Genomic DNA, 21,374 nt, shown 5'->3' on the forward strand with positions numbered 1-21,374 from the left:
GGCGCCGGCCTGAGACGGCCGGGAGGGCGTAGCCCGAGCGGGGGTCTTAGGCCGGCGCGGCGATTTTTTGAGGGGAGTTTTAGCAGGCCTTTCGGGCGCGACTTTGAGCGAGACGATAGCTTTCGCCGTTCATCTCGAGGATGTTGACGTGGTGGGTGATGCGATCGAGCAGTGCGCCGGTGAGACGTTCGGACCCCAGTGTTTCCGTCCATTCGTCGAAAGGCAGATTGCTGGTGATCAGGGTGGCACCACGCTCGTAGCGTTGCGAGATCAGCTCGAACAGCAATTCCGCCCCGGTCTTTGATAGTGGCACAAATCCCAGCTCATCGATGATCAGCAGCTTGTAGGCGGCCATCTGCTTCTGGAACCGGAGCAGACGCCGCTCGTCACGCGCCTCCATCATCTCGCTGACCAGGGCCGCCGCCGTGGTGAAGCCGACGGACAGGCCCTTCTGGCAGGCGGCCAGGCCGAGACCGAGTGCGACATGCGTCTTTCCCGTGCCGCTCGGGCCCAGCGCAATGACGTTCTCGCGGCGCTCGATCCATTCGCAACGGGAAAGCTCTAGCACCTGCATCTTGTTCAGCTTGGGGATGGCTGTGAAGTCGAAGCTGTCGAGGCTTTTGACGACCGGGAACTTGGCCGCCTTGATCCGACGTTCGACCTTGCGGCGGTCCCGCTCGATCATCTCCCGTTCAGCAAGCCGGAACAGGTAGCCGACATGATCGACGCCTTCGGTGGCGCATAGCCGGGCCAGCTTCTGGTGCTCGCGCTGGAAGGTCGGCAGCTTGAGGGTTTTGAGATAGTGGCCAAGCAGGATCTCTGGCGCGTCGCTGCTCATGCCGCTTCTCCCGCATCAGATGACAGGAGGCGCATATACGCCTTTGCTGACGTCTTCTCGACAGTCGCCGTCGGCAGGTAGGGATAGATCGCCAGATCCAACCGCGGCGGCCGGCGCTCGACCCGGCACAGGATCAGATGCTTGACCGCATCGAAGCCGATCGCGCCGAGCTGTATCGCCTGCTTCACCGCTGCATGTAGATCGGCAAGGTCGAAGCTTTCCAGCAGGCGCAGAACCTGCACGTATTCTCGCCGCCCATGTTTGGCCATGCGGCCTTCCATCAGCCGGCGCAGCGTCGCGAACTCGTCTGGCAGATCCCAGCCCTGCAATGGAGCCGCCTGATCCAGAGAATTGATCTTCCGCTCGATCAGCGGCAGGTAATGGACGGGATCGAAGACGACGTCTTCCCGTTCCCAGCATCGCGGATGACGCGCGATGATCTCGCCGCGGCAGCCGATCACCACCTGATCGACATAGCCCCGGACCCAGACGTCCTGATGGCCGTAGGCGACCGGTACGGAATAGTCGTTCGTCTTGTAGCGCACCAGCGACTGGGCTGTCACAACAGCGCTGGCCTGGTCGCAGGCATCAAACGGCGACGCCGGCAAGGGACGCATGGCCGCAAGATCGCGCTGCAGCCGTTCGCCAATCGTCTCGCTCTCGCCCCGCAGCTTGTCGCGCTGGCGTTTGCGGCACTGCTCTTCCAGAAAAGCATTGAACGCATCCCATGTCGCAAACCGCGGGATCGGCACCATGAAGTTGCGTCGGGCATATCCGACAAGACCCTCGACATTCCCCTTGTCGTTGCCCTTTCCCGGCCGCCCATAGCGATCCCGGATCAGGTAGTGGGACAGGAAGCCGCTGAACAGCGCTGCCCGCTTGCGTGTGCCGTCGGGCAGGATCTTTGCGACAAGGCAACGGTCGTTGTCATAGACGATCGACTGCGGCACGGCCCCGAAGAACGCAAAGGCGTGGACATGACCATCCACCCAGGCTTCGGCCACTGCCGCCGGATAGGCACGCACATAACATCCGTCGCTATGAGGAAGATCCAGCACAAAGAAGCGAGCTTTCTGCTCGACGCCGCCGATCACCACCGTCGCCTCGCCGAAATCGGCCTGCGCATGGCCCGGTGGATGCGACAGCGGCACAAACACCTCCTGGCGGCGTTGATCCCGCTCGCGCATATAATCCTTGATGATCGTGTAGCCGCCGGTGAAGCCGCACTCGTCACGAAGCCGGTCGAACACCCGTTTGGCAGTATGCCGCTGCTTGCGCGGCATCACCATGTCAGCTTCCAGCCACTGCTCGATCGTCGAAACGAATGCATCCAGCTTCGGACGCCGGATCGGCGAACGTCGCTGATAGCCGGGCGGTGTCGAATACGACAGCATCTTGGCCACGCTGTCGCGCGATACGTTGAAATGCTTTGCTGCCTGACGCTGCGTCATCCCTTCGGAAACAGCCAGGCGAACCCTCAAATAAAGTTCCACGGTGTAGATCCCCTGTCCCTCCTGCGATCATTGCAGAAAGGAAATAGGTGGCCGGATTTTACTCCGCCCGCGGACGGACTATTCCGCCGCTACCGTGGCCGACTTTTCCACCGCCGCTCTCACGCGCTTCTTCAATACTGTTGAAAATGCATGATTTGTGCATTTCGCGGGGCCGGAAATACAATCGACGAGATCACAGCGTGGGCGTCACGGTGGCAAGTCCGGCCTCGGGTATGGTGACCGGACGTGCAAGGTAGGTCTTGTTTGGAGTCGACAAGATGAGGAGTTCGGAGCATCAAATCTGCTCTCAGTTCAACGCGACGCGCTACCCGCCTTGACCACGTTTCCTGCGGCTGTCGAGTGCAAATCTCTGCGCGAGACTCAACAGCCGCCGAAATGCCGGATTGTCATTGTGCCGGGACCAGACCGCCTTGAAGTAAAGCACTTCGCCTCCGATGACGCGATAGGTTACCCCTGGATAACAAAGGGCGGTTGCTGCCTCGCTGGTAATGCTGATGCCGGCTCCTATGGCAACGAGATTGAGTAGATTATCGCGACCCACATCCTGCGCGCAGAAGTTGGGTTGTTTACCGAGATTGGCGAATTGCGCCAACACATGGTTATGAATGTCGCAGTCCTGCGACTTGCTGCTTTTGAGAAGCGAATAGGGCGACAGATCCGCCCAAGTCAGCGTTTGCTTGTCTGCAAGCCTATGACGCCGCGGAAGTGCGGCGAATAACCGCTCGTGCCACAGCGGGGTGATCTCGCAATCTGCGACGTTGTTAAGACCGCAGAGAAAGGCGACATCGAGATTGAGGTGGCGGACAGCAGCAATCTGGCTAGGTGCATCTGTTTCCTCAACGATAACCCGAACCTCCGTATGTGCGGCTTGGTATAGGGCGATCAAATCGGCGAGAAAGCCGGACGCGAGCGAAGAGGCTACGCCTATTCGCACCTCACCCGTCTCGCCGCGACCGATCGAACCCACTGTCGATGCGCCTTCGTTCAGCTTCCGGAAGGCCTCGCGTACGGGACGCAAGTAGTGTGAACCAGCGACCGTCAACTTCACGCCATGGCTGTGCCGATGAAAGAGTGATGCCCCAAGTGTATCTTCAAGATCACGGATATACCGACTAATTGCAGATGGTTCATGTCCGAGTGCATCAGCCGCCCTGCGAAAGCTACCGTGCTCCACGGCCGCCAGAAAGCAACGAAGTTGGCGCAATTCTAAACGCGTTGTCAGTAGTTGCGCGATGCCGGGGTGACGATTGGCTCGGCCCTGCGATTTCTCGACATCTCCCGAAGACAACACATCCGGTCGAACCGCCGCTTCGATGAGATCGGCGCGCGGTTGAAATGACGCGTTTGTATCGTGAGCAATACTTGTCTCGTCCATGCCTAGTCGATGCTTTCTGGGTTTTCTTGGTGGAACCCGCCCGGTGAGCGCATTCCCCCTGGCGGACTCATGCTTCGCTGGGGGCCGGCCTGACACCACCTGGGACACCGCGTGCTTCGCGCCGGTCGAGATAGCCGCTCCACAAGGTCAGCAGCAGGCCAATCCCGACCATGATTGCGCCGACCCACGGCGTTGCGCCTAGTCCCAAACGGGAGTCGGCCACCGTTCCGCCGATGAAGGCGCCAAGCGCGATACCGGCATTCGCGGCCGACACATTGATGGTGGAAGCGATGTCGACGCTTCCAGGTCGATAGCGCATGGCAAGCTGCACGACATAAAGCGCCAGACCCGGAATATTGCAGAACATAAGTGCGCCGAGCACGCCAAGCGTCAGGATCGAACCGATCATGGATGGCGCTGTGAAGGTGAAGATCAACAGCGCGGCCGCCTGTGCACCCAGCATCAGGGCCAGCGCCGGCACCACGGCCTTGTCGGACACCCGACCACCAAGGAAGTTGCCGACGATCACCGACACGCCATAGAGCGCCAGCATCCAGGCCACGCCATTCGGGCTGAAGCCCGTGATGTCCGCGAGGATGCTGGGGAGATAGGCGAAGGCGACGAACGTGCCGCCCCAGGCGCAGAAGTTCATGCCGAACGCCATCAGCAGCCGCCCGCTACCGAGCACCTTGATCTGGTCCATAAGGCTTCCTGCCGGCGCGATGTCGACCTTTCGGGGCAAGGTCGCGGCCATGGCGACGAATGACACAAAACCCACCGCCGCGACAAACCAATAGGACATGGGCCAGCCGAGGCGCTGGCCGATGACGGTGGCTATCGGAACACCGGCCGCGACCGCGATCGACAGGCCACCAAATACGATCGCAACTGCCGAAGCTCTTCGGTCTTCCGAAACGAAGCTGGCGGCGATGGCCGCGCCGACGCCGAAGAAGATGCCGTGCGGCAAGGCCGTGACGACCCGCGCGATGATAAGAAACGTATAGTTCGTGCTCAGGGCAGCCGCCGCGTTGGCAATGACGAACAAGGCCATGACCGCCAACATCAGCGTCTTGCGCGAAAGGCTTCCGGTCAAGGCGGCGACGATCGGCGATCCGAAACTGACCCCAAGCGCATAGCCGCTGATGACGAGCCCCGCCTGGGCCAGGTTGACCCCGAAGTCCTCGGCAATGTCGGGGAGGACACCAACGCTCGCATATTCGGTGGTGCCGATGGCGAAGGCCCCGATCATCATGGATAACAGGGCGGGAAGTCTACTTGTGCTCATGTGCAAATCTCTCTCATCGTGTTCGGCCGCGCATCTACGCGGCAGATCAAGGGGTAAATCTCGGATAGTCCGTGTATCCGCGCGCATCCCCTCCGTAGAGGGTGGCGCGATCTGCCTGTGCGAGCGGCCAGTGGTTTTGCAGCCGGGCAACGAGGTCAGGGTTAGCGATGAAGGGCTCGCCGAAGGCGGCGATATCGATCAGTCCGCCGGTGATATACTGATCGGCCCCCGCGCCGGTCATGCCGCCGGCAAGGATCAGCGCACCGTCGAAACGGTCCCGGAACAGCTTGAGAAATTCCGACGGAATACTCGTGCTGCCCCGCGATTTCTGGTCCATCAGATGGACGTAAGCGATTCCGCGTCTCGATAGTTGTTCGGCGATGTAAAGATAGGTTTCCTCAATCTCGGGGTACTTTCCCATATCGCAGAGTCCGCCGAACGGAGACAGCCGCACCGCCGTCCTTGCCGTCCCTATGGCCTCGATGACGGCGTCGATGGTCTCGAACAGGAACCGCGTTCGTCCTTCCAGCGTGTCGCCGCGATACGCGTCCGTGCGGTCATTGACGAGCGGATTCAGGAACTGTTCGATCAGATATCCGTTCGCTCCGTGAATCTCGACCCCGTCGAACCCCGCTTCGTCAGCATTGGCAGCGGCCTGAGCGAAATCGCCGATCACACCGCGCACCTCTTCGGTGGAAAGTGCTCGGGGTCGGGACACGTCGATGGGCCCAGGCGAGCCATTCTCGCGATAGCCCCAAGCCTGGGAGTCGGCTGCGATTTTATCGGTCGAACTGACGGGGGCAATGCCGCCCGGCTGGTTCGAATCATGGCTCACGCGGCCAACATGCCAGAGTTGTGCGAAGATCACGCCGCCTTCGTCGTGAACTGCATTTGTGGTTTTACGCCAACCCAGGATCTGCTTTTCCGTATAGATCCCCGGGATAAACAAAAATCCTTCGGCGGTGCGCGAAATCGGCGTCCCTTCAGTAATAATCAGGCCAGCGCCGGAGCGCTGACGATAATATGTGGCTGTGAGGTCGTCCGCGACGCCATCGTGCGCCCGCGCACGCGTCATGGGAGCCATCGCTATGCGGTTGCGCAGCGCAGTCTTTCCGATTTTAAACGGCTCGAACAGCTTACTCACGGTCTAGCCCCTTTGCCCGATATCTGGGATGGACGCCGATGGCGACGCCGCAAGCGCATCGGAAGCGAGGCCGGGCAGTATGTCCCGGGAAAGTTCGTCAATGACTTCCGGCAGCGGTCGGCGGGAGGGTCGCAGCAGCACCGCGAGATGATCGACGCCGGCGCCGCGAAGCCATTCAAGGTGATCGAGGAACGGTTTGCGGCCAACCCGTGCGCCAAACTTGCGAGGCGTCGGTAATTCGTCCGGATCCTCGGCAAGGTCGAGATGAAATGCGCTGATGAAAACGCCGCGATCCAGGCCAGCGTCCTGACGAAGCCGTCGGAAATCTGCCGCCTGTGCCGCCATCCGGTCGAGACCGCCGGGATAGACGAAACGCCCGTCCATGTTTGCCGCGATCCATTCGTTGGATTGCTGGCCGTTCCCGGCGATGATCGTGGGAATGGTTCGCTGAGCAGGCTTGGGAAGTAGATCCAGATCGCTAGATATAAGTCCGTCGCCGAGTGGCAGACCGCCGTCCTTCCATGCATCGCGCAGGTAAGAGAGATTCACGCGGAAGGTCTCGCCGCGTCTCTCGAAGTCGAGGCCGAGCAGCGGATACTCCACTGGCCGGTCGCCCGAAGCTAAGCCGAGGACCAGCCGGCCGCCCGACAGGTGATCGACGGAGGCGGCCGCCTTCGCCACCATCATTGGGTGACGGAGCGGTAAGACAATACCCGCAGTGCCGAGTGCGACATTCTGCGTGATTCCGGCAAGAAAGCCGAGATTGACGAAGGGATCGTAAATCGAGCCCGCATCGCCGAAATTCCTGGGATCGAAGACCGGAACATCGCGCATCCAGATCGCCGAAAAGCCCGAAGCGTCGATCTGCCGGACCAGCGCAGGGTAACGGGAAAGGTCGGGCACGCCATGCGGCCGCCGGTCTGCGATACGGCGCGCTTCGCCTTCTGGCGACCAGTCGTTGTCGAGCGGGAGTTCGACACCCAGCGTCAGTCGGTCGGGACGCCGGATCAGTTCGAGTGCGGTTTTAGTGTTGGTGTAGCTGTCCATCCCTGGACTGTATCCGCTCGCCATTATTGTGATAATCCCGTACTATGGAACGTCAGCAGTGAAATTATTTCTTGAGTGAGGACAAGCGACCATGAACAATCGCGCCGGCGAAATGGAGGTATTCGTTGAGGCTGTGGACCGGGGCAGCTTCGCCGGCGCAAGCCGGACGCTCGGGTTGTCACCTTCAGCCGTCAGTAAAGTCGTTGGCCGCATCGAAAAGCGGCTGGGGGCAAACCTGCTGATCCGTTCGACTCGTTCGCTGAGTCTCACGCAGGAGGGTGAGACCTATCTCCGCCGCGCCCGTAATGTGCTGGCCGAGATCGAGGACACCGAGCGGGCAATAGCATCGGGGGCGTGCTCCACTCCGCGTGGCCTTTTGCGGGTGAACGCCTCGGTTCCCATCGCGCATTGCGCGGTGACGCCGCTCCTGCCGGCATTCCTCGCCCAGTACCCAGACATCGAGGTCGATCTGTCTTTAGATGACGGCATGGTCGATCTGATCGAGAACCGCACCGATGTCGCAATCAGAGTCGGGCCGTTGCAGGACTCGGGACTAAAGGCCCGCAAGTTGCTGGAAAGCCGCATGGCGGTCGTGGCAGCGCCCGAATACCTTAGAGGCAGCCCGCCATTGGAAACGCCTTCGGACATCAAGCATCATCAGTGCATTGGTTATAATTTTCGTCGTTCAATGGCCGAATGGCCGTTTCGCCAGCCACAGGACGGAACGATCTCCCACTCCCCACTCAATGGCCGGGTGCAGGTCAACAATGGTGAAACGGTTCGGCGGCTCGCGATCGCCGGGCTCGGTCTAGCTCGTCTGGCTCGGTTTCATATACAGCCGGATATTGATGCGGGTCGCCTCGTTCCGGTGCTGGACGACTTCAATCCCGGTGACATCGAAACCTTTAGCGCTGTGTATGTTGGTCACGAGCATCTTGCGGCGCGCATCCGTGCCTTCGTAGATTTTCTCGGCGCCCATATGAAGGTAACTCAGTCCGAGTGAGCACATCGACGAATCGGCGCAAGTTTACGGGGCGTATCGGGCAATCTCCGCGACGAGTGCCGAGAGCCTCTCTCAGCTTCAACCCGTCGCCAACTACCGTCCGAACTCTTCCTCTCTCCTGCCAAGGATACCGGCCCCGGCGATTGTCAGACCATCGCAATGCGGCATTAGCATCGTGTTCCTGTTGACCTGAGCCCACTTTCCCTCCAGCTTCTGGGAGAGTCTTGGGTTTTCAATCCGGGAGAGCGGGAACGGGAAAGCCCGATCAGCGCCCTCTTAACCGCCCGGACTCGACCCGTCGCGGTCGGCCTCTTCCCCTCCATGGTGAAGCCCTTCCTCAGGGCTTCACCTGAACGTTTGCAACGCCAGCATCAACCCTGTTCAGGCCGCGTGCGTCTCGCTTGAGCTTCCCTGAGTTCCCTGAGCACGCGACGATTGACGTTCGGTTCCCTTAGGATGTCGACATCTGTTTTGTCGTCAAAGTCCGACAACAGGGTCAGGTATGTAGAGCGCAATCGTGAGAGGCTATATTTTGATATCCCGCAGTTCTCCAGCCGGTCGGGGTGATCGTCCGGCAAGTCAACGAATTCCATTTCACTAATCATATGAAGGTCCTTGTCCGGTTTCTGGGAGTACAAAACCTAGCGGACCGGACAAGGATCGGAAATGTGCAAATCTGCACTAGTCAAAACGCCCCAAGCCGCCTTGCCATCCTGGCGAGGGCCGACGCCGTCTGATCGACTGCGGACAGCATGGCAAAAGCGCCCCACCATACGGCAGGGCGCTTGTGATGAATGATAAAAGGAGAGCCGCCCGCGCTCCTCCCCACCGTGTCGATTATTCGGCGGCGATCACTGCCGGTTCGTCGTCTTCGACGCCGGCCAGGTCTTCCTCGTCGCCGTCCCCGGCGAGGAAATCCGGCAGCGCGGTGTCGTCGCCACCATCGGCATCCACCGACGTCTCCACGGCCTGATCACCGTCAATATTGGTGAGCCGCAGCGGCTCAGGCAACCAGCCGGTCTCGGCGAGCAATCGCTCCGCCTCGGTGGCCATGTCACTCTTCTTCAGATGGGCGATCAGGTCAGCCGCCCGGTCGCCGGCGCCTTCACGAACGGCGGCGAGGATGCGAGGCTTGGTCACGCGGCCGAGATAGTTCTCGACCGTGGGACGGAAGCCGACGTCCACCATGTCGAGACCGGTGGCGCGCGCCAATCGATCGGCCTCGGCCATGCGGCGATCAAGGCCTGCCTGCGAAATCCCGGTGGCGCTGTGGGGATTCGGACGCTCATAAAGCGCGTTTATCCCGTAGGCGACACAATGGGCGAGCAGCGCCTGGCGGCTGGCGTCGTCGAGCACGGCAAGCCAATCCCAAAGCGCGTCATCGTCGGCCGGAATATCCGCCTTCCAGTCCTCATGCCGCTGGGAGACGGACTTCGCATACGGAGCATCGGCGAGATCCTTGCCCTGTTCACGAAAGAAGACGTGGTTGACCGAGGCTTGCAGGCTCGCGCCCGACGTGCTGGTGCGCTGGAAGGTATCGCGGACCAGCTTGTGTAACAGGGCTGTAAGCGCGACATGCGGATTGGCGCCGACCGCATCACGGAGCGCGAGTGAGCGATGTGCGGTCAGTTCGATCACAAGCCGTTCGGGCAGCGGCTTGATGACGTCCTCCTCGTCATCGTCCTCGGGCTCGACCGGCAGGCCGCCAATGGTGATGACGGCGCGCTGGATGACGCCGTCAGTGTCGATTTCTGCAGCAACGACATCGGGATCGCCGTTGCCCTCTTGGCCATCGATGACGAGCGGAGCTTCATCCTCGGGACGGACATAGCCACGATCGACCACCAGATCACCATCGCGATCGATATTGACGAAGACGCCGGCGCGGGCAATCTCAGCCGGATGGTAGATCACCGGACGCTGCTCGAAGGCGTTGAGCGCCTGTTCGACTTCGCCAAGGCGCTGATCGATCTCGTCGGGCAGTTCGTCGGCTTCTCCATATTCGGCCTCGAGACGGCAATATTCGTCACGCAGAGCCTCGCGGGCAGTACGCTCCTCGTCCGTCAGATCGGCAGCCGTGCCGACGATCTCGCGCAGGCCGTCATTGTGGCCATAGGGGAAGTTGACGGCGATCTCGACCCACTTCCAACCTTCGCCAGCGATTTCCTCGGCGATGGTCTTCAGCTTTTCGCCGACCAGCCGATCAAGCAGGACCGGGTCTTGCAGCCAGCCACCGTTGTCGTCCTCGAACAGGTCGCGCAGAACGTAGCCTCCCGCCGCCTCGTAGGCGTCGATACCGACGAACACGGCGCGCTTGTCGGATGCGCGTACCGCAGTCTCGGTCAGCATGCGGCGGATCTGCCAGGGCTCCTTCTGCCAGCCATCCTTGATCGCCGCCCAGACCTGCTCCTGGCGAGCATGATCCTCAGAGACGGTAAAGGCCATGAGCTGTTTCAGCTCGATGCCGTCTTCGGCATAGAGATCGAGCAGGACTGGCGAAACAGAGGCCAGGCGCAGGCGCTGCTTGACAACATTGACGTCGATGAGGAAGGCGGCGGCGATGTCTTCCTCGCTCATGCCCTTGTCGCGCATGGTCTGGAAAGCGCGATACTGGTCGAGCGGATGGGGCGGAATGCGTTCGTCATTCTCGGCGAACGAGATCTCCTCCATCAGGATGTTGCTGGCGGCATCGCCGACGACGCAGGGAACCGGCGCTGTCTTGGCGAGGCGCTTCTGCTTCACGAGGATCGCGAGAGCCTGATAGCGGCGACCGCCGGCGGGCACCTCGAACATGCCGGTTTCCTGCCCGTCTGCGTCGAGCACCGGCCGGACGTGAAGGCTCTGGATCAGGCCTCGACGCGCGATCGAGGCCGCCAGATCTTCGATCGAAATGCCGGCCTTGATGCGGCGGACGTTCGACTGGCTCAAAACGAGCTTGTTGAAGGGAATGTCGCGCGAGGACGACAGGGTGATTTTCTGAGTGGCAGTAGCCATCGGGGTAATCTCCGCGACGAGCGGCCGAGAGCCTCTCTCTCGACCTCCAACCCGTCACGAAGCGAAGCGCCGCCCTCTCACTCTAGGAGGGCAGCGCCACGAAATCTGCGAAACGGAAAGGCACGAACGCGCAAAGCCGGAAAATACGGAAATCCGCAATCCCGGCTTGACGGTTGTCAGGCCGCTCGATCGAGCAGCCTCTTGGCTTTCGCCTCCATGTCGAGGCGGGCATCCTGATGGGGTTTGTCGCGTGCGACGGCGGTGATGCCTTGCACGAAATCGAAGATGCTCGCGGGCGGACGGCCTTCCTCCGCCAGCACCGCGTCGATTATCCTGCCGGTCTCGGCTTTGGAGAATCCTCTCTTGCGCAGAAACTCAGTGCGATCCTCGTCGCTCTTCGCCACGATCCGCTCGCGGGCGGCTTTGATGCCGTTGATGAAGGGCGCGGGCGAGGAGTTGGCGAAGTTCAGCAGCGCCGGAGCCGCCTCGTGGGCAAAGCGCGAGGCCGCATATTTGGAATGTCGGATGGTGATTTCCTCGAAATCCTCCACGCCCCACAAGTTTCGATTCTGGCACACCGCGCGCAGATAAAAACTCGCCATGCCGAGGGTCTTCGCCCCGACTTCCGAATTCCAGCAATAGAAGCCGCGGAAGTAGAGATCGGGAGAGCCGTCCGGAAGGCGCCCGGCTTCGATGGGGTTCAGATCATCGACGAGGAAGAGGAAGACGTCGCGGTCGCTCGCATAGAGCGTCGTCGTGTCCTTTGTGATGTCGACGCGCGGATTGTAGATCCCGGTCAACCAGTCGAGGACACCCGGCACCTTCCAGCGGGTATCTCCGGTGCCGTTGCCGGCAATACGCTGCACGGCCTCGACCAGCTCGAAGTCGTAGATTCGGCCGTAGTCCGGGCCGGTGACGGCGCGAAGCTCAACACGGCCATCGTCGGTTTCGAGCGTCTTGATCTGCTCGGCACGATTGGACGTCAGGCCGTATTGCAAGTTGATCCCTGCAAGCGCCGCCGGAAGCTGGCGGAGATAGGCGGCCGGAGCGGCGACTTGGCTCGCCAATTGGCCGAAGCTCCAGTGCGTCGGAGCGACCGGCGTATCCGAGCCCGGCAGGATCAGGGAGAGCCGTTCGGGGTCGCTGCGGTTCGCCTCCACGTGGATGAGCGCGCTTTCCACCGCTCGGGTCCGGCTGCGCTCTGCCCGGTCTCGCACGGAGCGCGCCAGTTCGTTGAGCGAGAGATAACGCTCGTCCGGCGGGCGCGAGAACCATTCGGACGACACCCGCCCGATGCGCTCGCCGCGGTTGACATCGACCTTATAGCCACCGCCTGCGTCACCTCGGCCATCCGGCACCTGCATATTCATGGGACCAATCTCCATGACGGGCGCCGGAGACCTCTTCTCCAGCCCTCAACCCGTCACGGAAACCCGGTCCGCACTCTCACTCTAAAGGGGCGTTGCGGGCCTCCCCACAGAAGGGGTGCGCCGGCAACGAAGTGCCGGCCACGGAAGACCTTTCACATAGGATATGCACAAGAGATTTCATGCCTGAGGACCCAGGTGCATGATTGAACGGGGAACGATCCTGTGAATCGTCTACGTTAAGGCTAGGCTGCCACAAGCTGCGCAAGCATGTGAAGACAGAGGAAAATGGTGGGAATTTCGATTTGGGGGTTGGAAGTTGAAGCTGAGCAATGTGAAGATCGAGAACTTCCGCCTGCTGCGTGACGTTGAACTTGGTCTCGAAGACAGAACAACACTTATCGTTGGCCGAAACAACAGCGGCAAAACCTCTCTCGCAGAGCTGTTCCGCCGCCTTCTCTCAGAAAAGAACCTCGGCTTTCGCCTGGAGGATTTTTCACTAGGCTGCCACGAGCAATTCTGGAATGCTTTCGCAGCACTTAGTGCCGGCGCGGAAGCAGCAGATGTATTGGATATGCTTCCGTCGATCCGGATAACGCTTGATGTTGCATATGATGTCGATGCGGCGGACCTCGGCCCTGTGGGTGATTGCATCATCGATCTCGACCCGAATTGCTCACATGCACGCCTCACCCTGACCTTTGGACCACGCGCAAATGCGGCCGGTTTGCTCTTCGCCGATCTGCCTGCTCCGGGAGAAGATATCGAGTTGGCCCGCACCGCGCTGTTCCGCGTTCTGGCGAGTCGGGTAACGGTCGCCTACAACTCGGCATTGGAAGCTGTCGACCCCAATGATCCGACGAACAGAAAACCTGTCGAAACGAAAATGCTCACCGCCATCATACAGGGCGGTTTTATCAATGCGCAGCGTGGATTGGATGACGACACAAAGCGCGAGCGCGATGTGCTCGGCAAGGTCGTCGAGGTGCTGTTCCAATCAGCGCTCAATGATCCAACAGACTCTGCGAAACGGGCCACCGCCGAGCAACTGAAAATCGCTGTCGAGGACATTCAGAGCGATCTGCACGCCGACTTCAACGTCAAGCTCACTTCGCTTTTGCCCACCTTCGAGCTGTTCGGCTACCCTGGGCTGGCCGATCCGGGTCTTATCACCGAGACGAGCTTCGATGTAGAAAAGCTGCTAAGCGATCACACCAGGGTCCGATATGCCGGGAGAAACGGGATAACGCTTCCCGAGACCTACAACGGCCTTGGTGTGCGCAATCTCGTATTTATGCTGCTTCAGCTCTTGCGCTTCTTTCGGGAGTATCAGGCTACGCCGACAGCCGCCGGTGTGCATCTGATCTTCATCGAAGAGCCGGAAGCACATCTCCATCCCCAGATGCAAGATGTCTTCATCCGGCAGCTTGATCAGATCACGAATGCCTTCGTTGCACAGTTGAACGAGAACCGGCCTTGGCCCGTCCAGTTTGTAGTTACAACACATTCGCCGCACATGGCGAACGAAGCCCGCTTCGAGTCCATGCGCTATTTTCTGTCGATGGCAGACGAGGACGGGGTACGCAGATCCGACATTAAGGACCTGCGTCGAGGCATGGGAGATGCTCCGGAGCCTGACCGCGCATCAATATCTGACGCTGACGCGTTGCGACCTGTTCTTTGCGGACAAGGCCGTGCTGATTGAGGGGACATCCGAGCGTCTGCTGCTACCAGAGATGATCCGTAAGACAGACAAGGCAGCTCCCGGAGAACCGCAATTGGGCAGTCAGTATGTGACCGTCATGGAGGTCGGCGGAGCCTATGCCCATCGCTTCTTCGATCTACTGACATTTCTTGAACTCCGCACGTTGATCGTTACTGACATGGATGCCGTTCGCCCCAACGCGAACAACAAGCGCGTGGCTGTGCCTGTCGCGCAAGGGGAGTTTACAAGCAACGGCTGCCTGAAAGCGCTGTTTGGCGAGAACGTCTCGCCAACGGAACTGCTCGCGAAGACGCCGGACGAAAAAACTGCGAACGGTCGGCGCATCGCCTACCAGATTCCGGAAGACGATGGCGCTCCATGTGGTCGCAGCTTCGAAGATGCCTTCATCCTCGCAAACCCCGTACTTTTCCCGCTCGATGAGGGAGATACGGCAACCGCCGCTTATGAGCTTGCGGCGGAACAGAAGAAGTCTGCCTTTGCACTCGAATACGCGATCACGAACACCGAGTGGAATGTTCCCCGCTATATTGCCGAAGGGTTGAGATGGCTGGCGCAGGGCAATCCGTCGCCTGTGGCGCCGCCGGAGGCGGTAGCCATCGAGATCCTCGCAGAAGCCGCCGGCGTGGAGATCGATGCGATACAGGGAGGCGAGCATGGCTGAAGGACATGAGAGTCCTGCGGATGCCGCCGGTCGCATTGCTCTTGAGCGCATGTTCGCATGTCTGGATGAGGGCCGTAGTTTCCGTCTCGAGGCAGGCGCCGGAGCCGGAAAGACCTATTCTCTTGAAAAGGCGCTCCGCAGGCTGATTGACAATCGCGGCACGACTTTGCTGCGACATCGCCAGCAGGTCGGCTGTATCACCTATACCAATGTCGCCAAAGACGAGATCATCTCCCGGACGCACGCGCATCCGGCCGTGAGACCAGAAACCGTTCATGGTTTCTGCTGGTCGATCCTCCAGGACTTCCAGCCGACGTTGCGAGAACTCGTGCCGGGATTGCCAAGCTGGGACGAGCGGCTTGCCGAAGCTGGTGGTATCGGCGAACGCCGTGTGCACTATGAGCTTGGCTATCCCGGCGTCACCGGCGATCAGGTCTCGCTCCGCCACGAAGATGTGCTGTCGCTGATGATACAGGCGATGGAGCGCCCAAAATTTCGCCGGGTGCTGACTTCTCGATACCCCATTCTGCTCATCGACGAGTACCAGGATACAGACGCAGGCTTCGTCGATGCGCTGAAGGCATGGTTCCTTGACCGCGGCGAAGGCCCGTTGATCGGCCTTTTCGGCGACCATTGGCAGAAGATCTACGGAGAGGGATGCGGCCTGGTCGAACACCAGGCGCTGGAGGTTATCGACAAGAAGGCAAACTTCCGCTCTGTCGACCCGATCGTACAAGTGTTGAACCGCATGCGTCCTGACCTGCCACAGATGGTCAGCGATCCCGCGGCTCCAGGCGAAGCCCGTCTATTTCATACCAACAACTGGCCGGGACAACGTCGAACCGGACAAGGTGGAGGTCACTGGACAGGCGATACCAGCCCGGAGGCGGCTCGGGCCTATTTTGAGTACGTTAAGGATCGATTGGCTGCGGAAGGATGGGACCTTTCTGTCGAAAAAACGAAAATCCTGATGCTCAGTCACAGCATCCTGGCGCGCGAACAAGGTTATGAGGGCATTCGGAGCATCTACGGTCAGTTCAACGATCCATGGCTAAAGAAGGACGATCCCCACATCAAGTTTCTCGCGGATCAGCTTGAGCCGGCCTGTGCCGCGTTTGAAGACAAGCGTTATGGTGCAATGTTCGAGGCGTTCGGGGCGGCGATGCCGCGGATCCGTCAGCACCAGGACAAGGTCGCTTGGACTGAAGGGATGAATGCGCTGTTCGCGCTGCGGCAGGCCGGATCGATCGGCGACGTGATCGATTTCATCGCGACTCAACCCCACATGCGGCTGCCGGCGGCAGTCGAGGAACGCGAAGCGAAGCTCGCCGAGGTCGGCGCTGAGCCTGTTGAGGGAGAGTCTCGCCGCGTCACGCAGCTTCGCAAGCTGCGAGCCGTCCCATATGCTGAATTGATCGCCTTGGATCGTTTCATTGACGGACACACACCTTTCGCGACCAAGCATGGCGTGAAGGGAGCAGAATTCGAGAACGTGCTTGTGATCGTCGGGCGCGGGTGGAACAAGTACAATTTCGCCCAGACCCTTGAATGGATCGATGACGGCCCGCCCGCTGACAAGCAAGAGTTTTTCGAGAACAATCGCAACCTCTTCTACGTTGCTTGTTCACGCCCGAAGGTTCGACTGGCTCTGTTGTTCACGCAAATTCTAAGCGCAAACGCGATGGCGAAACTCAACGAATGGTTCGGTGCGGAAAACGTCGTCGCGCTGCCGGCTGATCCACCGCCGCCGGCGGCGCAGTGACAGGTCAGTCATCATGGACGTTTGAGAAAAGCGCCCTGCTCTGCTCCTCAACAAGTTTTTCAAAGGCGCTGTAGCATTCGCCCAAGCGAATGCACTGCTCGTTCAATGCCGGAATAAGCATATCGAGCGTGAGTGGCAGGCTACCGCCGATGCCGTAGCGCGGACGGGATTGATCGGGGATACGCTCTCGTTTGACCATTTGCGTTATACCGAGCTCGATGCGTGGCGTGAAGCGATGCGTGTGCTTGCTTCGAAACTCCTCCGTCCTGGTTTTGAAATTGCCGTCGTCCACCTTGTTGAGCGCCCGGATCAAGGCACGCCATCCACGCCAAGACTTTGTCAATTTTGACGCCCATTCTTCGTTGATGGCCCAGTCCTCGGGCAGCGTAGAAAAATCATCCGTCCATTCGTCGCGCAGACGGACTACATTTGCTTGATGGGATAAATGCGCAACTGCGAAATAGAACCTGGCCTTTAACGTGTACGGGCTAAGAAGCGCCATCGTGGCCAAATCCTGCACGAACTCGTGGAGGATCTCGTTCTTTTGGTGAAGATCCAAACCGACCAGCACCTTTTGCAATGCTTCGAGCCTTGTCGTTACGCCGATCAGATGATTGATTCCATTGGCGAGGTCTCGCGCGGCCTCATCGGCCAAATCTCGATAGGCCATTTGCTGCAATCCAAATTCGGCATCCAGCTGGATGGTTTGAGGCGCGCGAAACCAACCATATGGCATGAAAGAGATGCAAGGCGAGGTATTGCGCAGGAGCGCTCGATATTCAGCGAATTTTGCAGCGAGAAAGTCATCAACCTTCTCATCCATCCTGCCGTCTTTTTGCGCCGCCGGATCGCTCAACGGACTGTCCCTTCAGCAAGGGAGACAGCGACATCACCGAGCGAGCGAAACAGCACGAGATGGTCATCTTTGGACGCCATGAACCCTCGCCGCCGCCAAAATTCCGCCGCCCCTTCATCGACGGCGTTGACCATCAAGGCCCGCCCCCCGATCAACGCTGCGGCTTCAACGCAGCGCTGGAGTGCGTGTTTTACCAGACCTGTGCCAATGCCTTGCCCCGCCCACTCCGTATCGGTAGCGAGTTGGCCAAGAAGCAAACAGGGAACGGGATCGGGCGGCTGGCCCGTGCGGATCGAGCGCGGCAGGATCGAAGGAACGACGGCCGTTGGCGCTAAGCCGTAATACCCGACAACGCGCCCGGCCTCGTGGACGACAAGAACCGCCGTGAAGCCCTTTTCCTGATTGGAAAGGGCTCGCGTCTTCAACCAGTGATCAAGCGTAGGTTTGCCGCAGGAGAATGCGGAAACGTCATGCTCGGCAGAAAGCGGTTCAGGAGCCGACAGCGTCACGGCTCACCGCTTTGCGACGTAGCCAGATTCCCAAGGTGCCGGCCGCTTCGCCAGTTCCACCATCTCGGGAACGGACGCACCCGGACGGGACAGGACATCCATGAAGTCGGCAAAGCCCTCAGGGCTCATGCGGATGAGTCCCTGCTCCATGACGACCTCCTCGGCCGCGCGCACGGCGGCGTCGCGCACGAAATCGGTACGCGAACGACCGCGGAGGTTTGCGGCGCGGTCGATTATTGCGACGTCCGCCTCCGGCAGGCGCATCGAGATGGGGTATTCCTTGCGTTCGATGGTGCTAGCCATAATGATCTCCTTGCGAGCAAGTTAATCGCTTGTATCGCCAATTGCAATACGATATCCTCAAGCTCGTCGAGAAGCGTTCCGAGAATAGCTGCGGGAGCAATCGCATGGGCCAAGAGCAGGTTTTAGGGGATGTTCGCAGGTTATTTCGCTATGCCAGCGCCGCCAACGGTACGCTGCAATGCTCCTCCTCGCGCCTAAGCACTCCAAACGCCGCCAAATATTCACCTTTGATTTCAGTTGCTTATAGAGCCACTGGCGCCAATCCTCCGGGGCATGGCCCAACAAGGACGCAAATCAGAGGTATCACAGCGCGAGCGCAAGGAGTTGCGCGAAGCGATGCTTCCCGACGCGCCGGAACTGACCTTCACGCCGCGCGGCGACCCCGACCCGCGCCTCGTCCAGCTTGCCCGGTTGCTCGGACAGCGACTGGCTCGCCAGAACTTCGCGGCGCAAATGAACACGCGGGGACCGAACGGCTCCTGATGACAGGAGGCCTGATTTGAAAGTCGCCCTCTATGCCCGTTATTCCTCCGACAATCAGCGTGACGCCTCGATCGCCGACCAGCTCCGGCTGTGCCGGCTTCATGCCGAGAAACAGGGCTGGCAGGTCGCTGAGGAATACACCGACCACGCGATCTCTGGTTCATCGCTGCTCCGCCCCGGCATCCAGGCGCTGATCGCCGATGCCACGCGTGGTCGGTTCGACCTGATCTTGGCCGAAGCGATGGATCGCCTGTCGCGCGATCAGGAGGACATTGCCGGCCTGTTCAAGCGGATGTCCTATTCCGACGTGAAGATCTTCACTCTGTCTGAGGGTGAGGTCTCGCACCTGCATGTAGGCCTCAAGGGGACGATGAACGCCCTGTTCCTCAAGGATCTCGCCGACAAGACGCGCCGTGGGCAACGCGGCCGTGTCGAAGCAGGAAAATCCGGAGGTGGTAACGCCTACGGTTATGACGTGGTCAAGAAATTCGACAGCAATGGCGAGCCGATCCGCGGCGACCGGACCATCAACGAAGCGCAGGCCGAGGTCGTCCACCGCATCTTCCGCGACTACGCTGCCGGCAAATCGGCCAAGATCATAGCTGTCGCTCTGAACAAGGAAGGCGTCCCTGCCCCTACCGGCGGCGATTGGGGCTTCAGCACGATTAACGGCAATCCCAAGCGCGGCAATGGCATTCTCAACAACGAGATGTATGTCGGCAAGATCGTCTGGAACCGCCAACGTTTCGTCAAGGACCCGGATAGCGGCAAGAGGCAAGCCCGGCCCAACCCGGAATCCGAATGGGTCATTCAGGAAGCACCGGAACTGCGCATCATCGATGACGAACTTTGGCAGGCGGTCAAAGCCCGACAGGGAGAGAACAGGATCGATCGGAACGCAAGCGGCCATGCCGACGTCGCGGCCATCAACTATCGCCGCCGTCCCAAATACCTCTTTTCCGGACTGACCAAGTGCGCGTGCTGCGGCGGTGGCTATTCAGCCATCTCGGCCACGCTGATCGGCTGCTCAACAGCCCGCAACAAGGGCACCTGCGAGAACCGCGTCAATATCCGCCGCGACGAATTGGAATCGCGCGTGCTTAACGCGCTGCGCAACCGGATGCTCGACCCGGCGATCTTTGCCGAATTCTGCGACGCCTACACGCAGGAGACCAATCGCCTGCGCATGGAGAGCCGGGCCAATATCGCCGCCGCGCAAGCCGAGATCGAGAAGATCGAACGAGAGGTCCAGAAGCTCATGGACCTTTACCTGAAGGACGCCTTTTCCGTGGAAGACGTGAAGGAGCGTGGCGACAAGCTACGGACACGCAAAGCCGAACTGAACGCCTTCCTGTCGACGGCCGAGGAGCCACCTCCCCTTCTCCATCCAGCCATGGCGCAGCAATACCGCAAACGCATTCAGCAGCTTTACGAGACGCTTCGGGATGATTGCGAGGAAAAGCGCGTTGAGGCGGCGAACGTCATCCGCTCGCTGGTCGAAGATATCGTGCTGACGCCGGTGGACGGCAAGGTGGAGATCGATGTCCGCGGCGATCTGGCCGGCATCCTGACTATTGCCACACAAAGCAAAAACCCCGCGGCTGGTGCAGCGGGGTCGCAAGTAAAGATGGTTGCGGGGGCAGGATTTGAACCTGCGGCCTTCAGGTTATGAGCCTGACGAGCTACCGGGCTGCTCCACCCCGCGTTACCAGCGCATTCGGCGAAGCCGAATGTCGCGTCTGCGTCGTTGCTTTAGCGACGACGGAACTCTGGCGGAGTAAATTGCGGAGCAATTTATCTCCTTTAAGGGGCGCACCTCATTTTGTACGCCATTTTTATTGCCTTTAAATCTTTGCCTTGAATGACAAAAGGCCGCATGTAGCGGCCCTTTTTGTCGGCTGGGCCGAAGGTTGTGAATGAGAAGATTTTGAGTTGCGTTTTGCAGACCTGGCAGCGACCTACTCTCCCGCGTCTTGAGACGAAGTACCATTGGCGCTGGGGCGTTTCACGGCCGTGTTCGGAATGGGAACGGGTGCGGCCGCCCCGCGATAACCACCAGGTCGGCAAAACGCAACATATGTTCATGCGGTAGCATGAACATATGTTGTTCTTTTCTGGATTGGCATGCCTTATCCCGTTTGCTTGTCGCTCACGGGGGACGCCAATGGGCCATACGGACACCTCATGTATGAGGGACCATGTGACCAAAGCAACCTAGTTCATGTTTTCACATGGAAACTGTTGTTTCGAGAAGCTGGGAAGCTTGCGCTTCGTTTTAATTTACACGTCTTTTCTTGACCTGTCCGTATTCTACCTTTGCTCGACAGCGAGCGAGGCAGCCATACAGACCAGAGGTCGTCACGCCTTGTGGCGCGGCCCGTCCGGAGCCCATCGGGCGTCAGGACAGAAGAATAATGCTCATCTTCGATGAGCATGAACAATGGGAACGAAGAAGTCGATCGAGCTATTAGTAACGGTAAGCTTCACACATTGCTGTGCTTCCACAC

At 59.9% G+C, this 21,374-nt stretch carries 17 protein-coding genes, 1 tRNA gene, 1 rRNA gene and 1 pseudogene; 6 read left to right on the forward strand and 14 right to left on the reverse strand.

Annotation, left to right across the window (positions count from 1 at the left end):
- Positions 1–79: 79 nt before the first annotated feature.
- The 6 genes from istB to AGR1_RS24045 form a co-directional block, all read right to left on the reverse strand.
- On the reverse strand, positions 80–838 hold the full coding sequence (gene istB / locus AGR1_RS24020) for an IS21-like element helper ATPase IstB (protein WP_035226016.1): 759 nt from the start codon (positions 836–838) through the stop codon (positions 80–82).
- Positions 835–2,331, reverse strand: a complete 1,497-nt coding sequence (gene istA / locus AGR1_RS24025) for an IS21 family transposase (protein ID WP_035226019.1) — start codon at positions 2,329–2,331, stop codon at positions 835–837. The genes istB and istA overlap by 4 nt, the downstream gene beginning before the upstream one ends.
- A gap of 325 nt (positions 2,332–2,656) precedes the next feature.
- Complete coding sequence (locus tag AGR1_RS24030) at positions 2,657–3,727, reverse strand: LysR family transcriptional regulator (protein WP_149148484.1); 1,071 nt, start codon at positions 3,725–3,727, stop codon at positions 2,657–2,659.
- A gap of 67 nt (positions 3,728–3,794) precedes the next feature.
- On the reverse strand, positions 3,795–5,012 hold the full coding sequence (locus tag AGR1_RS24035) for an MFS transporter (protein WP_210248744.1): 1,218 nt from the start codon (positions 5,010–5,012) through the stop codon (positions 3,795–3,797).
- A gap of 46 nt (positions 5,013–5,058) precedes the next feature.
- A complete protein-coding gene (locus AGR1_RS24040; protein WP_149148485.1) occupies positions 5,059–6,156 on the reverse strand; it encodes an alkene reductase in 1,098 nt (365 codons plus the stop codon).
- 3 nt (positions 6,157–6,159) lie between these two features.
- Complete coding sequence (locus AGR1_RS24045) at positions 6,160–7,203, reverse strand: LLM class oxidoreductase (RefSeq protein WP_149148486.1); 1,044 nt, start codon at positions 7,201–7,203, stop codon at positions 6,160–6,162.
- A gap of 91 nt (positions 7,204–7,294) precedes the next feature.
- Between AGR1_RS24045 and AGR1_RS24050 the strand changes: the two genes are divergently transcribed.
- Positions 7,295–8,206, forward strand: coding sequence for a LysR substrate-binding domain-containing protein (locus AGR1_RS24050; RefSeq protein ID WP_149148487.1), 912 nt, complete (start codon positions 7,295–7,297; stop codon positions 8,204–8,206).
- Between the two features lie 837 nt (positions 8,207–9,043).
- Here AGR1_RS24050 and AGR1_RS24055 read toward each other — a convergent pair.
- Positions 9,044–11,200, reverse strand: a complete 2,157-nt coding sequence (locus AGR1_RS24055) for a ParB/RepB/Spo0J family partition protein (RefSeq protein WP_149148488.1) — start codon at positions 11,198–11,200, stop codon at positions 9,044–9,046.
- Between the two features lie 176 nt (positions 11,201–11,376).
- A complete protein-coding gene (locus AGR1_RS24060; protein WP_149148489.1) occupies positions 11,377–12,570 on the reverse strand; it encodes a DUF932 domain-containing protein in 1,194 nt (397 codons plus the stop codon).
- Positions 12,571–12,886: 316 nt separating this feature from the next.
- Between AGR1_RS24060 and AGR1_RS24065 the strand changes: the two genes are divergently transcribed.
- Genes AGR1_RS24065 through AGR1_RS24070 form a run of 3 tightly spaced genes read left to right on the forward strand, consistent with a single transcriptional unit; the run spans position 12,887 to position 16,716 of the window.
- A complete protein-coding gene (locus tag AGR1_RS24065) occupies positions 12,887–14,272 on the forward strand; it encodes an ATP-binding protein (RefSeq protein ID WP_210248745.1) in 1,386 nt (461 codons plus the stop codon).
- Positions 14,262–14,954 (forward strand): TOPRIM nucleotidyl transferase/hydrolase domain-containing protein, encoded by a 693-nt coding sequence (locus tag AGR1_RS29800; protein WP_210248746.1) that lies wholly within the window; start codon positions 14,262–14,264, stop codon positions 14,952–14,954. The genes AGR1_RS24065 and AGR1_RS29800 overlap by 11 nt, the downstream gene beginning before the upstream one ends.
- Complete coding sequence (locus AGR1_RS24070) at positions 14,947–16,716, forward strand: UvrD-helicase domain-containing protein (RefSeq protein WP_149148490.1); 1,770 nt, start codon at positions 14,947–14,949, stop codon at positions 16,714–16,716. The genes AGR1_RS29800 and AGR1_RS24070 overlap by 8 nt, the downstream gene beginning before the upstream one ends.
- Positions 16,717–16,720: 4 nt before the next feature.
- Here AGR1_RS24070 and AGR1_RS24075 read toward each other — a convergent pair whose 3' ends face one another.
- Genes AGR1_RS24075 through AGR1_RS24085 form a run of 3 tightly spaced genes read right to left on the reverse strand, consistent with a single transcriptional unit; the run spans position 16,721 to position 18,384 of the window.
- Positions 16,721–17,572 (reverse strand): hypothetical protein, encoded by an 852-nt coding sequence (locus AGR1_RS24075; protein ID WP_149148491.1) that lies wholly within the window; start codon positions 17,570–17,572, stop codon positions 16,721–16,723.
- Positions 17,569–18,081 carry a GNAT family N-acetyltransferase gene (locus tag AGR1_RS24080; protein WP_125270088.1) on the reverse strand — a complete coding sequence of 171 codons (513 nt, stop codon included), beginning with the start codon at positions 18,079–18,081 and terminating at the stop codon, positions 17,569–17,571. Before AGR1_RS24080 ends, AGR1_RS24075 begins: the two co-directional genes overlap by 4 nt.
- 3 nt (positions 18,082–18,084) lie before the next feature.
- Entirely contained in the window at positions 18,085–18,384 is a 300-nt protein-coding gene (locus AGR1_RS24085) for a DUF1778 domain-containing protein (RefSeq protein WP_149148492.1), read from the reverse strand.
- Positions 18,385–18,657: 273 nt separating this feature from the next.
- Between AGR1_RS24085 and AGR1_RS24090 the strand changes: the two genes are divergently transcribed.
- On the forward strand, positions 18,658–18,867 hold the full coding sequence (locus tag AGR1_RS24090; protein WP_149148493.1) for a hypothetical protein: 210 nt from the start codon (positions 18,658–18,660) through the stop codon (positions 18,865–18,867).
- A gap of 16 nt (positions 18,868–18,883) precedes the next feature.
- Positions 18,884–19,969 (forward strand): annotated as a pseudogene (locus AGR1_RS29975) (recombinase family protein); the annotation flags it as partial.
- Positions 19,970–20,185: 216 nt separating this feature from the next.
- On the opposite strand, the gene AGR1_RS29980 reads toward AGR1_RS29975, so the two are convergent.
- The 3 genes from AGR1_RS29980 to rrf all read right to left on the reverse strand — a co-directional run bounded on the left by AGR1_RS29980 (position 20,186) and on the right by rrf (position 20,927).
- Positions 20,186–20,452: a hypothetical protein gene (locus tag AGR1_RS29980; protein ID WP_246669717.1), complete on the reverse strand. Its 267-nt coding sequence runs from the start codon at positions 20,450–20,452 to the stop codon at positions 20,186–20,188.
- Between the two features lie 43 nt (positions 20,453–20,495).
- A tRNA-Met gene (locus tag AGR1_RS24100) sits at positions 20,496–20,572 on the reverse strand.
- A 240-nt stretch (positions 20,573–20,812) separates the two neighbouring features.
- Positions 20,813–20,927 (reverse strand): 5S ribosomal RNA (gene rrf / locus AGR1_RS24105).
- Positions 20,928–21,374 lie beyond the last annotated feature (447 nt).

Origin of the sequence: Agrobacterium sp. B1(2019), assembly GCF_008274755.1 — a bacterium.
Classification (GTDB): domain Bacteria; phylum Pseudomonadota; class Alphaproteobacteria; order Rhizobiales; family Rhizobiaceae; genus Agrobacterium; species Agrobacterium salinitolerans.

What these genes read in the sequence shown, in the direction of transcription:
- istB (WP_035226016.1), bottom strand. Translation starts at nt 838, where the DNA reads ATGAGCAGCGACGCGCCAGAGATCCTGCTTGGCCACTATCTCAAAACC.
- AGR1_RS24030 (WP_149148484.1), bottom strand. Translation starts at nt 3,727, where the DNA reads ATGGACGAGACAAGTATTGCTCACGATACAAACGCGTCATTTCAACCG.
- AGR1_RS24035 (WP_210248744.1), bottom strand. Translation starts at nt 5,012, where the DNA reads ATGAGCACAAGTAGACTTCCCGCCCTGTTATCCATGATGATCGGGGCC.
- AGR1_RS24045 (WP_149148486.1), bottom strand. Translation starts at nt 7,203, where the DNA reads ATGGACAGCTACACCAACACTAAAACCGCACTCGAACTGATCCGGCGT.
- AGR1_RS24050 (WP_149148487.1), top strand. Translation starts at nt 7,295, where the DNA reads ATGAACAATCGCGCCGGCGAAATGGAGGTATTCGTTGAGGCTGTGGAC.
- AGR1_RS24055 (WP_149148488.1), bottom strand. Translation starts at nt 11,200, where the DNA reads ATGGCTACTGCCACTCAGAAAATCACCCTGTCGTCCTCGCGCGACATT.
- AGR1_RS24060 (WP_149148489.1), bottom strand. Translation starts at nt 12,570, where the DNA reads ATGAATATGCAGGTGCCGGATGGCCGAGGTGACGCAGGCGGTGGCTAT.
- AGR1_RS24070 (WP_149148490.1), top strand. Translation starts at nt 14,947, where the DNA reads ATGGCTGAAGGACATGAGAGTCCTGCGGATGCCGCCGGTCGCATTGCT.
- AGR1_RS24085 (WP_149148492.1), bottom strand. Translation starts at nt 18,384, where the DNA reads ATGGCTAGCACCATCGAACGCAAGGAATACCCCATCTCGATGCGCCTG.
- AGR1_RS24090 (WP_149148493.1), top strand. Translation starts at nt 18,658, where the DNA reads ATGGCCCAACAAGGACGCAAATCAGAGGTATCACAGCGCGAGCGCAAG.